General features: G+C 35.4%; 10 protein-coding genes and 4 pseudogenes. 6 read left to right on the top strand and 8 right to left on the bottom strand.

Going from position 1 to position 14,572, the window contains the following annotated elements; genetic code table 11:
• Position 1 precedes the first annotated feature (1 nt).
• From purM to purE, 8 genes and pseudogenes are all read right to left on the bottom strand, one after another.
• Positions 2–1,031 (bottom strand): annotated as a pseudogene (gene purM / locus ABLV95_RS02820) (phosphoribosylformylglycinamidine cyclo-ligase).
• Positions 1,024–2,511, bottom strand: coding sequence for an amidophosphoribosyltransferase (gene purF / locus ABLV95_RS02815; RefSeq protein WP_069816445.1), 1,488 nt, complete (start codon positions 2,509–2,511; stop codon positions 1,024–1,026). The pseudogene purM and the gene purF overlap by 8 nt, the downstream one beginning before the upstream one ends.
• A complete protein-coding gene (gene purL, locus ABLV95_RS02810) occupies positions 2,490–4,679 on the bottom strand; it encodes a phosphoribosylformylglycinamidine synthase subunit PurL (RefSeq protein ID WP_460876323.1) in 2,190 nt (729 codons plus the stop codon). The genes purF and purL overlap by 22 nt, the downstream gene beginning before the upstream one ends.
• Positions 4,672–5,343: a phosphoribosylformylglycinamidine synthase I gene (gene purQ / locus ABLV95_RS02805; protein WP_427705010.1), complete on the bottom strand. Its 672-nt coding sequence runs from the start codon at positions 5,341–5,343 to the stop codon at positions 4,672–4,674. The genes purL and purQ overlap by 8 nt, the downstream gene beginning before the upstream one ends.
• Positions 5,343–5,603, bottom strand: coding sequence for a phosphoribosylformylglycinamidine synthase subunit PurS (gene purS / locus ABLV95_RS02800; protein WP_057511817.1), 261 nt, complete (start codon positions 5,601–5,603; stop codon positions 5,343–5,345). Before purS ends, purQ begins: the two co-directional genes overlap by 1 nt.
• Before the next feature lie 2 nt (positions 5,604–5,605).
• The gene (gene purC, locus ABLV95_RS02795; RefSeq protein ID WP_460876322.1) at positions 5,606–6,307 is read right to left on the bottom strand and encodes a phosphoribosylaminoimidazolesuccinocarboxamide synthase; all 702 of its coding nucleotides are present in this window, start codon (positions 6,305–6,307) and stop codon (positions 5,606–5,608) included.
• A pseudogene (gene purK, locus ABLV95_RS02790) lies at positions 6,307–7,441 on the bottom strand (5-(carboxyamino)imidazole ribonucleotide synthase). The gene purC and the pseudogene purK overlap by 1 nt, the downstream one beginning before the upstream one ends.
• Positions 7,428–7,911, bottom strand: a pseudogene (gene purE, locus ABLV95_RS02785) (5-(carboxyamino)imidazole ribonucleotide mutase). The pseudogenes purK and purE overlap by 14 nt, the downstream one beginning before the upstream one ends.
• Positions 7,912–8,115: 204 nt before the next feature.
• Here purE and folD point away from each other — a divergent pair.
• The 6 genes and pseudogenes from folD (at position 8,116) to qoxD (ending at position 14,419) form a co-directional block, all read left to right on the top strand.
• A complete protein-coding gene (folD, locus tag ABLV95_RS02780; RefSeq protein WP_427705021.1) occupies positions 8,116–8,973 on the top strand; it encodes a bifunctional methylenetetrahydrofolate dehydrogenase/methenyltetrahydrofolate cyclohydrolase FolD in 858 nt (285 codons plus the stop codon).
• A gap of 864 nt (positions 8,974–9,837) precedes the next feature.
• Positions 9,838–10,155, top strand: coding sequence for an immunoglobulin-like domain-containing protein (locus ABLV95_RS02775; protein ID WP_427705024.1), 318 nt, complete (start codon positions 9,838–9,840; stop codon positions 10,153–10,155).
• A 271-nt stretch (positions 10,156–10,426) separates the two neighbouring features.
• The gene (qoxA, locus tag ABLV95_RS02770) at positions 10,427–11,548 is read left to right on the top strand and encodes a cytochrome aa3 quinol oxidase subunit II (protein ID WP_427705027.1); all 1,122 of its coding nucleotides are present in this window, start codon (positions 10,427–10,429) and stop codon (positions 11,546–11,548) included.
• On the top strand, positions 11,548–13,536 hold the full coding sequence (gene qoxB, locus ABLV95_RS02765; protein WP_460872520.1) for a cytochrome aa3 quinol oxidase subunit I: 1,989 nt from the start codon (positions 11,548–11,550) through the stop codon (positions 13,534–13,536). The genes qoxA and qoxB overlap by 1 nt, the downstream gene beginning before the upstream one ends.
• A pseudogene (gene qoxC / locus ABLV95_RS02760) lies at positions 13,526–14,132 on the top strand (cytochrome aa3 quinol oxidase subunit III). Before qoxB ends, qoxC begins: the two are co-directional and overlap by 11 nt.
• A complete protein-coding gene (gene qoxD / locus ABLV95_RS02755; protein WP_002508041.1) occupies positions 14,129–14,419 on the top strand; it encodes a cytochrome aa3 quinol oxidase subunit IV in 291 nt (96 codons plus the stop codon). The pseudogene qoxC and the gene qoxD overlap by 4 nt, the downstream one beginning before the upstream one ends.
• Positions 14,420–14,572 lie beyond the last annotated feature (153 nt).

The following is a 14,572-nucleotide window of genomic DNA, read 5'->3' as shown; positions in this document are numbered from 1 at the left end:
GTTATACCCCCAATAATTGAATTGGTTGATCACCTTTAACGATTTCACCAATTTGGTATGCCTTAACTTGTTGTTGTTCCAATATATTCAACACTGTCTGCTTCATTTTCTTTGTCTACAATTAATGTAAAGCCAATGCCCATGTTAAAAACATTATACATTTCTTCAGTTGAGATTTCCCCTTGTGTTTGTAACCAGTCAAATATTTGCGGTGTTGGGAATTTTGACACATTAATTTTTGCTGTAACTCCTTCAGGTAATGCTCTAGGAATATTTTCATAGAAACCTCCACCAGTAATATGCGTCATTGCATGGATTTTCACTGCATCTTTTACAGCAAGCACTGGTTTAACATATAAACGTGTAGGTTCTAAAAAGACATTTAAGAATGTGCGTTGTTCATCAAACTTATCATTTAAATTAATTCCTGATTTGTTAATTAAATTTCTAACTAAACTATAACCATTTGAATGAATACCACTAGATTCAAGACCTATAATAACTTGTCCTGGTGCAACTGAAGTGCCATCGATATATTCATCTTTTTCTACAGCGCCTACAGCAAAACCTGCTAAATCATATTCTCCTTCGTGATACATTTCTCCCATTTCAGCTGTTTCTCCACCAATAAGTGCAGTGTTTGTTTCTTCACAGCCATCGCTTACCCCTTTGACAATCTGTTCAACGACTTCTGGAATTACTTTATGTGTTGCAATATAATCTAAGAAATAAAGTGGCTCTGCACCGGTTGTTAAAATATCATTCACACACATTGCAACGGCATCGACACCTATTGTATCGTGCTTATTGTTATCTATAGCTAATTTTAACTTTGTTCCAACACCATCAGTTCCTGAGACAAGTAAGGGCGCTTTCATATTCAATTGCGACAAATCAAATGTTGCACCGAAACCGCCAAGTCCACCAAGTACTTCCTTACGCATCGTTCTTTTAACATGACTCGACATACGTTCTACCGCTTCATAACCTGCGTTAATGTCGACACCTGCTTGTTGGTATGCTTTAGACATTTAAATTCCCCTCTTTATCAAAGTATTGTGTATGATTTGCTAAATATTCTTTTTGACGTTCACTTAAATGCTCTAGATAGTCTGACTCATAGTCATAAAGTCCAGCTGGGTAATCTCCAGTAAAACTTTCTACACATAAACCACTGTAAGGTGCATCTTCATTCAGACCAATAGATTGAATAAGCCCATTGACAGTTAAGTATGCTAAAGAATCTGATCCAATATGGTCACTAATTTCTTGAGGCGATTTATTCGCAGAAATCAGTTCAGCTGTTGTCGAGACGTCTATGCCATAAAAACTTGGAAACATAAACTCTGGCGAAGCAATACGAACGTGCACTTCATTAGCACCTGCGTCTTTTAGCATTTGTACAATGCGTCTACTTGTCGTACCTCTTACAATGGAATCATCTACAAGTACAATATTTTTATTATGAACGATATCTTTAACTGCAGACAGCTTAACACGTACGCCCTGCTCTCGTAATTCTTGTGTAGGTTGAATAAATGTACGCGCTACGTATTGATTTTTAACAAGTCCCATCTCATAAGGTAATCCGCTTTCCTCTGCGTAACCTGAAGCCGCAGATAGAGAAGAATTAGGCACACCAATGACCATATCCGCATTGTCAGCTGGACTTTCTTGAGCAAGCTGTTTACCTGATTGTTTTCTAATTGCATGAACATTTTTACCAGCAATCGTAGAATCAGGTCTTGCGAAATAAATATATTCCATTGCTGAAATTGCAGTTGTCGTATGTCTTGTATAAGACTCTACTCTAATACCCTCGTCATTAATCACAACATATTCACCTGCATGAATATCTTGCACAAATTCTGCACCTAGTACATCAATCGCACATGTTTCACTAGCAATGATATATGCACCAGTCTTCATTTTGCCTACAACTAACGGGCGAATTGCATTAGGATCAACTGCACCATACAACGCATCTTTTGTTAATAATGCGAAAGTAAAGCCGCCTTTGATTTTTCTCAAGCTTTCTTGAAGCGCATCTTCAAAGGTTGGCGCCTTACTTCTACGTATTAAATGCATAATTACTTCTGTATCTGATGAAGAATGGAAAATAGACCCCTGATGCTCTAACGATCTTTTTAAACTTTGTGCATTAATTAGATTACCGTTATGACAAACTGCGGCACTCATATCATAAAAATGATATAAAAATGGTTGGATATTTTCTATTCCTTTATTACCAGAAGTGGCATAACGTACATGACCGATTGCATGTTTATAGGATTTAAAAGATTCAAGTTGGGTATCTGAAATTGCTTCAGTAAGTAAACCCATACCGCGTTGCCCAACAAGTGATTCGCCATCCGAACACACGATACCAGCGCCTTCTTGGCCACGATGTTGTAAACTGTGTAACCCCATATATGTTAACTGTGCGGCTTCTGGATGATCCCAAATTCCAAATACACCACACTCTTCATTTAATCCACTGTAGTCATACATTTAGGAATAGCCCCTTCCCATAATTCATTCAGATTTTTAACTTCTCGCGTTACTTGAACTTCCTTGTTTGATACGAGGAATTGGCCGTCTTGAGTTAACTTACCAATTTCTACTGCGTTTTCTACATCGAACGATTGACCTTCTTTAACTGCAACAACATAACGTCCTTGAGTTTCACTGAAAAGTTGTTCGTTTGTAACATCTAAATTAACGTTCATACCTAATTGATGATATGCACTTATCCGTGCCAATGTCACTAATAATCCACCCTTACCAACTGTTTGTACGTGTGACGCAACACCATTACGAATTGTTTGTTTAATAGCTTCGCCTTTACGTACTTCATCTGATAAATCAATCGTTTCAAACTCATGATTGACCTCTTTGTAAAGTAGTTTCTCAATTTGACTTCCGCCAAAATCATCTTTTGTTTCACCAACAATGTATAAAGTATCTCCTGCATGCGGCGTAAATTCATTTAGATATTGAATATCTTCAATTAATCCAACCATACCTACAACAGGTGTTGGGAAAATAGATGCTTCTCTATTTTCGTTATATAATGACACGTTACCAGACACGACAGGGGTGCTTAAAACTTCACAAGCTTCTGCCATACCTTTTGTTGAGTCTGCAAGTTGTTGATAGATTTCTTTATTTTCTGGAGAACCATAATTCAAACAATCTGTCATAGCTAATGGTGTAGCACCTACAGATATTAAATTGCGATATGCTTCAGCAACGACCATTTTCCCGCCTTCATATGGATTATTAAAGACGTAACGTGCTTCGCCATCGATTGTTGATGCGATAGCTTTATTTGTACCTTCAACACGTACTACAGATGATTGTAAACCTGGTTTAACAATAGTATTTGCACCGACTTGTTGGTCGTATTGTTCGTATAAATAACGTTTTGATGCAATCGTAGGATGTTGTAGTAATTGGTCAAACACATTTTCTACATCAATATTGCTATAATCATTTTTTGCTGTATTATATTCTGGCGCTTCACCTTCTAGAGTGTATACAGGTGCTTCGTCTGATAACGGTTGTACTGGTATGTCAGCATATACTTCGCCTTCATAAGTAAGAACAAAGCGATCTGTATCTGTTACCTCACCAATTACTGCGCTATCTAGTTCATGTTTGTCGAATAATTCTAAAAATTTATCTTCTGTACCTTTTTCAACAACAAGTAGCATACGTTCTTGTGTTTCAGAGAGCATCATTTCATATGGTGAAATGCCTTCTTCTCTAGTCGGTACATTTTCAAGTTTAAGATGTAAGCCACTGCCACCTTTTGCCGCCATCTCTGAAGATGAGGACGTAAGTCCGGTTGCGCCCATATCTTGTATCCCTACAAGTTCATCAAATGTAATTGCTTCGAGCGTTGCTTCCATTAATTTTTTACCAACAAATGGATCACCAATTTGAACAGATGGTCGTTTACTTTCACTATCATCACTTAGTTCTTCAGAAGCGAATGTAGCACCATGAATACCATCACGGCCGGTTTTTAATCCAACATAGATGACTGGGTTGCCTTCACCTTTAGCAGTCCCTTTTTGAATCATATCGTGGTCAATAACACCCACACACATAGCGTTAACTAAGGGGTTACCATCATATCTACTATCGAATTCAATTTCGCCTGCAGTAGTCGGGATACCAATACAGTTACCATAACCGCCAATACCGGCGACAACACCACGTAATAAACGACGATTTTGTTTCTCTGTTAATTCACCGAAACGTAAACTATTTAATAAATTGATAGGTCTTGCACCCATAGAAACAATATCTCTAATGATACCGCCAACACCTGTAGCTGCGCCTTGGTAGGGTTCTACTGCTGAAGGATGATTATGTGATTCAACCTTGAATACTACTGCTTGATCATCGCCAATATCTACAACACCAGCGCCTTCACCTGGTCCCATCAATACATGTTTACCAGAAGTTGGAAATTGTGTTAAAAATGGTTTTGAATGTTTGTATGAACAATGTTCACTCCACATTACAGAAAAAATACCTATTTCAGTAAAATTAGGTTCACGTCCTAAGATTTCACAAACTTTATCGTATTCTTTATCAGTTAAACCCATATCTTTATATAAGCGCTCTAATTTAATTTCCTCTGAACTTGGCTCTAAAAATTTAGACATTTTGTTCCCTCCAACTATTTACCATTGCTTCAAATAATTTCACTCCACTATCAGTGCCTAAAATTGACTCAATTGCGCGTTCTGGATGTGGCATCATACCGCACACATTTCCTTTTTCGTTAATAATTCCGGCTATGTCATTATACGAACCATTCGGATTGTCCAGATATTTTAAAATAATTTGATTGTTGGTTTCTAATGCTTCATACATTTCTGGCGTACAATAATAGTGACCTTCACCATGTGCAACTGGATAAATTACTTCTTCATTCGCTTCATATAAATTGGTATACATCGTTTTATTATTTACAACTTTTAAAGTTTCATTACGGCTAACAAATAAATGAGAATCGTTATGCAATAATGCACCTGGTAACAATCCAATTTCAGTCAAAATTTGAAAACCATTACATACACCTAAAACCGGTTTCCCTTCATTTGCAAAACGTTTAACTTCTTCTGTAATCGGTGCAACACTCGCCATCGCACCTGAGCGTAAATAGTCCCCGAATGAGAAGCCACCAGGTATAAGTACACCATCAAACCCTTCTAAAGAAGTATTTCTATAATCTACAAATTCTGCTTGGACACCAGATTTCACTGCCGCGTTATACATATCTCGGTCACAGTTTGATCCTGGAAATTTCAACACTGCAAATTTCATTAAGCTTTCTCTCCTTCATCCAAAACTTTGTAACTATATTCTTCAATTACAGTGTTAGCAAATAATTTTTCACTTAGTGTTGTAATTACATTGTGTACAGCTTCGTCAGTTGCTTCATCAATTGTCATATATAAAACTTTACCTACACGAATATCGTTTACTTGTTTATATCCTAAATCATGTACTGCGCGGTTTAACGCTTGTCCTTGTGTATCCAGTACTTGCGGTTGTAAAGTGATGTGTAATTCGATTGTTTTCATTTTTATAATGCCTCCAATTTATTTAAGAAAGTTTGATATGTTTCAATAATTGATCCCGTGTCCTCACGATATACATCTTTATCAAAATTTGTATCGCTATGTTTATCCCATATGCGACAAGTGTCTGGTGAAATTTCGTCAGCTAATATTATTTGACCATCTGTCGTACGCCCAAATTCGATTTTAAAGTCTACTAATCTTAAATCCATTTTATCCATTAATTGAACAAGTATCGCGTTTATGTCTTTAGCCACTTCTTTTAAAATAGCAATTTCATCATCTGTTGCTATGTGTAATAACTTAATATGATCTTCAGTAATCAATGGATCATTTAAATCATCATTTTTATAGAAAAACTCTACGAGTGGAGCATCAAATTCATGGCCTTTTTCAAAACCTAATCTCTTTGTTATAGAACCAGTTGCAATATTTCTTACTACTACTTCCAAAGGAATAATATCTACCGATTTCACAAGTTGTTCAGTTTCAGAAGTTTGTTCAATAAAGTGACTATTCACGCCTTGAGCTTTTATAAAATTAAAAATTCTAGAAGTAATTTGATTGTTTAATCGTCCTTTACCTTCTATGAAATCTTTTTTAGCCCCATTTCCAGCTGTCACTTCATCTTTATATTCAATGCGTAGTATTTCAGGTTCTCCAGTTGAAAAAATTCTTTTCGCTTTCCCTTCATATAACAAAGACATTAGTTGTATCTCCCTTCAAATGTGTTTAACAATGTTTCTTCAGAACGAGTCACATCATCAGTTAAAACTGTTAAATGACCCATTTTTCTATCTGCTTTACGTGTGTTTTTACCATATATATGCACATGCCAGTCTGGATGATCAGCAAATTGATCTTCTAAAAGATCTAAATCTCTACCTAATAAATTCATCATTACTGCAGGTTTTAGCAATTCAATAGATTGCGGTAATTTTTGTCCTGTAATCGCTAATATATGTGTGTCAAATTGAGAGTAATCACATGCTTCTATAGAATAATGTCCCGAATTATGTGGTCTCGGTGCAATTTCATTAACATATAAATGATTCTGTGCATCGATAAAGAATTCCACTGTAAATGTGCCTACAAAATGGATGTGGTCAATAATTTTTTTAACTTCATTTTGTGCTGCCTGTTCTTTTTCGTTATCTGTACGGGCTGGTACAATTGTTTTAAATAGTATTTGATTTTGATGTTCATTTTCTTGGAGTGGAAAGTACATGATTTGGTTATCATTGCCAATCGTCACTGTAAGTGAAACTTCTTTTTTTAAGTCTAGAAATTGTTCGGCTACACATTCTTGTTTATCAACAAGCAACTTTGCTTCATCAATATGAGTTGCGTCTTTAACCAAAACTTGGCCTTTCCCATCATAACCACCGAAACGTGTTTTTACGATAAATGGATAACCAATGGTTTCAATTGCTTGATTCAAATCACTTGGTTCAGATAATTGAACGAATGGTGCAATTTGAGTTTGTGCTTGCTTGCAATGTTTGTTTTTCAGTCAATCGGTCTTGTAGCAACTGAATTGCTTGATAGCCTTGAGGAACATTGTATTTTGAGACTAGTGTTTGCAGTTGATTAGCTGAAATGTTTTCAAATTCGTAAGTAATGACGTCCGATGATTCACCAAGTTGATTTAAAGCTTCTTGATTATCATAAGCGGCATTAATAAATTCATGGGCAACATATTGACATGGGCACGCTTGATCAGGATCAAGTACAATAACTTTAAACCCCATTTTTTGTGCAGATTGTGCCATCATTTTACCCAGCTGACCTCCGCCAATAATACCAATAGTGGAACCGAATTTTAATTTACTGAAGCTCATGTTGCATTTCACTCACTTTCTCAACTAATGATTTTTCGAAATTTTCCAAATTCTTTTCGACTTTTTTATTGCCAATGCTTAAAATCCTAGCCGCTAACACGCCCGCATTCTTGGCACCAGCTTTGCCTATTGCAGTTGTTGCTACTGGTATACCTCCAGGCATTTGAACGATAGATAATAGCGAATCTAATCCTTTTAAACTTTTTGACTCGATTGGCACCCCAATCACAGGTAATGTTGTCATTGATGCTACCATACCTGGTAAATGTGTCTGCACCACCTGCTCCAGCAATAATGACGTCGTATCCTTTGTCTCTTGCTTCTTTAGAAAATTCAAACATTAATTGTGGCGTACGATGCGCTGAAACTACTTTTTTATCGTAAGGAATTTCTAATTGATCTAGCATAAGACAACTTTCTTTCATTGTCTCCCAATCTGAAGAACTCCCCATTATAACTACCACTTTCACAATGAACACCCTTTCAGAAATTTGAAATGTTACTACTATTAGATGTATATTACAGATATAGCATAACAACTAAATGATGGTTTTTCAATCAAAAATCGAACTTTAAATCAAAAAAATGATTCAATCTACGTCTTTTGGTTGTTATTCATCAAGTTTTTTATGTTAAAGTTAAGTAAAGTACACACATTGGAGGAGGATTTTTTCATGGTCGCTAAAATTTTAGACGGAAAACAAATTGCAAAAGATTACAGACAAGGTCTTAAAGATCAAGTTGAAGCATTGCAATCTAAGGGTTACACACCTAAATTATCTGTAATACTTGTAGGCAACGATGGTGCAAGTCAAAGTTATGTAAATTCTAAAAAGAAAGCAGCAGAAAAAATTGGTATGATTTCTGAAATCGTACATTTAGATGAATCAACATCTGAAGAAGACGTTCTAAACGAACTTAAACGTTTAAATGATGATGATACTGTGAGCGGTATATTAGTGCAAGTACCTTTACCAAAACAAGTAAGCGAACAAAAAGTTATAGAATCTATAGATCCAGCAAAAGATGTGGATGGCTTCCACCCTGAAAATATTGGTAAACTTTATATAGACCAACAAACTTTCGTTCCATGTACACCATTAGGTATTATGGAATTATTGAATCATGCTGACATTGATTTAGAAGGAAAAGATGCAGTTGTTATCGGACGTAGTCATATCGTAGGACAACCTGTATCTAAATTATTATTACAAAAAAATGCTTCTGTTACGATTCTTCATTCAAGAACTAAGGATATGCACAGTCATTTAAAAAATGCTGATGTCATCGTTAGTGCTGTCGGTCGTCCAGGATTAGTTACAAAAGAAGATGTCAAAGAAGGCGCAGTTGTGATTGATGTTGGTAACACGCCAGACGAAAATGGTAAATTAAAAGGTGATATTGCTTACGATGAAGTAAAAGAAGTTGCAGGTGCAATTACTCCAGTTCCTGGTGGCGTTGGCCCAATGACTATTACTATGGTTTTAAATAATACACTTATGGCGGAAAAAATGCGTAGAGGCATTGAATAGTCGTTCGAGAATGATTAGTGCGTATTGTTACTATTAATATATGAATAAAGAGAGGTTAGATTGCACTTTGTGATATCTAACCTCTCTTTTTTATATAATATTCAAGATTCAAATGCTTCAACTAAATAATACTTACACAGCAACAATTATTTTAGGTATAAATAATTCAACATGTATTTTCGATTCATCGACGTCTATTTATCGTAAAGTTGTGATAATAGATTTCAAGAAAAAGCTTCCTCTATATATTTCTAAATCTCTTTAAAAAAACTATTTCAGTTAAAATTTTGCTATATAACCTTGTGCAGTTTTGTTAAGAATAATATATTCAACTTTTTCTTCCACTGTCTGCTATGCTTTCTAACTTACTATTCATTTATTATGGTGTAGATAAATGAATAAAGTCATTTTCATTAAGCCCATCATATATTATTGAAGAAACTTCACATTCATAATCTCTATTATCATCTCTTTTGACAGTATAAGTAAGTGATTTAAGTCATCTCCTACTATTAAATAGTGTCTATTACATGATAGTGTCTATTACATGACATTCCAATTTTCCACTTTCTACAATAATATATCGCTTCAATCACTTCGATAAAAAATTAACTGAGATTTTCCGACGATATCTTTTCATTTTCAATTAAACCCCCTACGCTACTTTTGAATAAAATTTAATATCATTTGAAGTTTGTTATGTCAAAATTCTCAGAACGTTCAATTTACTAAATGTTAACTGAAAATTACAGCTAGATTCAAAGTCATAAGTTATATTAGGACTATAGTACGATGTATTCTAAACTCATTTAAAGTATAGTATAGTTGAATAAAACAAATGACGGTCATACGGAGGTTAACGTTATGAACAAACTAATACAGTCATTATCAGCCATAGGCGTATCTGCTACACTTGTGTCACCTAACTTAAGTGCAGAAGCTACTGATAATTCAACACCAGAACTAAAAGGTACTAATGATACAATCATCGAAAAAGGTGACGATTACAATTTACTTAATGGTGTAAGTGCCTTTGATAAAGAAGATGGCGATTTAACTCATAAAATTACCGTTGATGGAGATATAAATACAAATAAAACTGGAAAGTACAAAGTTGAATATAAAGTTGAAGATTCAAATGGCGCTATAAAAAAATCAATACGTTATGTTGAAGTTAAGTAACACATAGATTTCATACATAGTCTCAAGAAATCGTAAATGATAACGATTATCACAGTTTTTAAGACAAAATTACTCTTTCGACTTAATTATGACACTTTTCACAAAATGTACACATAATTTTAACAAATCTTTAAAAGCCCGTCAGACATTGGTTCTGTTGGGTTTCTTTTAATTTTACAATAATTTTTTTCGCACAAACACTTGTAATAATTGCGTAATATCTTAAAATTGATGTTAAGCCCTACAATTGTAGTATTAGGAGGTCAAAAAAGTGTCAAAATTTAAGTCTTTGCTTCTACTCTTTGGCTCGCTAATTTTACTTAGTGGTTGTGAGAATGTAGAAGTTTTAAACCCAAAAGGGCCAATGGCAAGTGATACGAAGTTCTTGATTATCTATTCAATCATCTTCATGCTTGCTATAGTTGTCGCTGTAATTCTCTTGTTCACAGTCTTTCTATTCAAATATAGAATGGGCAAGACAGAGGAAACAGGAAAAATGCATCATAGTTTTTTACTTGAATCGATCTGGTTCATTATTCCAATTCTCATTGTAATTGCTATAGCCATTCCAACGGTGAAATCACTTTACATGTATGAGGAAACACCAGACAAAGAGGATGATCCAATTGTAGTTTATGCTACAAGTGCTGGTTACAAGTGGTTCTTTAGTTATCCTGAAGAAAAAATTGAAACTGTTAATCACTTAACAATACCGAAAGATCGTCCAGTTGTTTTCAAACTCCAATCAATGGATATGATGACAAGTTTCTGGATACCACAACTTGGTGGTCAGAAATACGCGATGACAGGTATGACGATGGACTGGACATTAACATCCAGTGAAGAAGGTACGTTCCGTGGACGTAACTCAAACTTCAATGGTGAAGGTTTTTCTCGTCAAACTTTCGATGTTAACTCAGTAAGTCAAAGTGAATTTAATGATTGGGTCAAAGATGCTCAAAGTAAAAAAGAGTTAGATCAAGATACATTTGATAAGCAACTTTTACCAACTACTGAAAATGAAGAATTAACTTTCAGTGGTACCCATCTAGCATTTGTTGATCCTGCAGCAGATCCTGAGTATATTTTCCACGCTTATGATCGCTACAATTACGTACAAAAAGATCCGAACTTTAACACTGAAGAAGAATTAACTGAAGATGTGTTAGATGAACCTGATCAACCCGCACGTAAACCGCAAATCACAAATGCGAACTATGAGAGACATGGTATGAAAGCCATGATTCTTGGCAACGATGAACCATACAACAGTGAATTCAAAGACGAGGAAACACATAACGTCGAGGAAATGGACAAAATCTCTAAAGGTGCTAAAGACGAAAAAGTATCTGAAATAGAGAAAAAAGAGCATGAATCTGGAGGTGGACATTAATGAATTTTCCATGGGATCAATTACTTGTTGAAGGTTCTTGGATGATTACAATGGCACAAATCGGTGCTCCATTTGGAATCATTGGACTAATCGCAGTAATTACTTATTTTAAATTATGGAAATATTTATACAGAGAATGGTTCACATCTGTCGACCATAAGAAAATCGGGGCAATGTACTTAATCTGTGCTGTATTAATGTTCGTTCGTGGTGGTATTGACGCATTAATGATGCGTACACAATTAGCGATTCCTAACAATACGTTCTTGGACTCAAATCACTATAACGAAGTTTTTAGTACACACGGTGTTATCATGATTATCTTTATGGCAATGCCTTTCATATTTGGTTTATGGAATGTCATTGTACCTTTACAAATTGGTGCTCGAGACGTTGCATTCCCTGTATTAAATAGCGTAAGTTTCTGGTTATTCTTCTCAGGTATGATTTTATTCAACTTGTCATTTATAATCGGAGGCTCACCCGCAGTTGGTTGGACTAACTATGCACCACTCGCAGGCGAATTCAGTCCCGGGCCAGGTGTCAATTATTACTTAATTGCAATACAGATTTCTGGTATCGGTACACTGATGACAGGTATTAACTTCTTCGTAACTATACTTAGAATGAAAACACCTACAATGAAATTTATGGAAATGCCAATGTTTACGGTTACTACTTTCATTACAGCTTTAATCGTTATCTTGGCTTTCCCAGTACTAACAGTAGCATTAGCACTATTTACAACCGATAATATATTCGGTACAGCATTCTTTACAGTTGCTAATGGCGGTATGCCAATGCTTTGGGCTAACTTCTTCTGGGTATGGGGGCACCCCGAAGTATACATCGTTATCCTCCCGGCATTCGGTATATACTCTGAAATCATTCCAACGTTTGCGCGTAAACGCCTATTTGGTCACCAAAGTATGGTTTGGGCGACTGCGGGTATCGCATTCTTAAGTTTCTTAGTTTGGGTTCACCATTTCTTCACAATGGGTAATGGTGCATTAATTAACTCATTCTTCTCGATTTCAACAATGCTTATTGGTATACCAACCGGTGTTAAAATATTTAACTGGTTGTTCACGCTTTACCAAGGTCGTATTACCTTTGAATCACCAATGCTATTTGCATTAGGATTCATACCTAACTTCTTAATTGGTGGGGTAACTGGTATTATGCTTTCTATGGCGGCAGCAGATTACCAATACCACAACACGTACTTCTTAGTAGCCCATTTCCACTACACATTAGTAGCGGGGGTTGTATTTGCCTGTCTAGGAGCTTTAATATTCTGGTGGCCTAAGATGACTGGATTTAAGTTGAACGAGAAATTAAATAAATGGTGTTTCTGGTTCTTTATGATCGGTTTCAACATTTGTTTCATACCTCAATTCATACTAGGTCTTGATGGTATGCCACGTCGTTTATACACTTACATGCCAGAAGATGGTTGGTGGTTACTAAACGTAATCTCAACTTTCGGTGCCCTATTAATGGCATTAGGCTTTATGTTCTTAGTCGCAAGTATTGTATACAGTTTCTTCAAAGCACCACGTGAAGCAACTGGTGATAACTGGGATGGCTTAGGTCGTACATTAGAATGGTCAACTGCGGGAGCAATGCCACCTAAATACAACTTTGCTATCACGCCAGACTGGAACGACTATGATACATTTGTTGATATGAAAGAACATGGTCGTCATTATTTAGATAACCATAATTACACAGATATCCACATGCCGAATAATACGCCAGTTGGTGTGTTCATGGGAATATTCTTCACTATTGGTGGTTTCTTCCTAGTATTTGAAACAATGCTACCGGCTATTCTTTGCTTAATTGGTATCTTTGGCACTATGATTTATCGTAGTTTCCAAGTAGATCACGGTTATCATATACCAGTTTCTGAAGTAGCTGAGACTGAAAAACGTTTACGTGAAGCACGTATAAAAGAAAAGGAGGCTGTAAGTCATGAGTCATGATGCAAACACAATTGATCAACGTTCGCATGAAGGTGAATTAAATAAGCTTGGCTTTTGGATTTTCCTTACAGCTGAATTCTCATTATTCGGGACGTTATTTGCGGCGTTACTAACACTGCAACACGGTGGCGATTATGCTTGGTAAAATGACTACCGAGTTATTTGAATTACCGCTCATATTGATAATGACATTTGCTTTATTAATTAGTTCTTATACATGTGGTATTGCAATTTACTACATGAGAAAAGAGAAAGAAAAATTAATGATGATTTGGATGATTATCACTGTATTATTAGGTATCGTGTTCGTAGGTTTTGAAATCTATGAATTCACGCACTATGTACATGAGGGTGTTAATCTTTCTATTGGTTCTTATTGGTCTAGTTTCTTTATACTATTAGGAACACATGGTGCCCACGTATCGTTAGGTATCGTCTGGATTATCTGCTTATTAATTCAAGTAGCCATGCGAGGATTAAATAAAGACAATGCTCCTAAATTATTTATAGTAAGTTTATATTGGCACTTTTTAGATGTTGTATGGATCTTCATCTTCACTGCCGTATATATGATAGGGATGGTGTTTAGCGGATGAATACAATAGTAAAACACACAGTAGGTTTTATTGCCTCAATCGTTCTGACAATATTAGCAGTGTTTGTAACTTTATACACATCTATGGAACTTAACGTTAAGATTACCATCATTTTTGGTTTTGCTTTTATACAAGCCGCAGTTCAATTATTAATGTTCATGCACTTAACTGAAGGTAGAGACGGAAACTTACAAGCATTTAAAGTTATATTTGCGATTATCATTACTTTAATTACTGTTATTGGTACTTATTGGGTAATGCAAGGTGGACACTCAGCTCACTTATAATCCAAGAAAAGACTTCTCTTTTAGAGAAGTCTTTTTTTATTATTAATTAAATGATAGAAGTTAGTTCCCGTTAAATTTTATGTTTCTTCCCTACTTTTATGCTCAATATAAATACACATTAATTTATATACAACACTTTTAAAAGAAAACAAT

Source organism: Staphylococcus sp. Mo2-1 (genome assembly GCF_046721385.1).
GTDB classification, from domain to species: Bacteria; Bacillota; Bacilli; order Staphylococcales; family Staphylococcaceae; genus Staphylococcus; species Staphylococcus equorum_A.
Note: the sequence above shows the minus strand (reverse complement) of the source record. Positions and strands in the feature narration are given on the sequence as shown.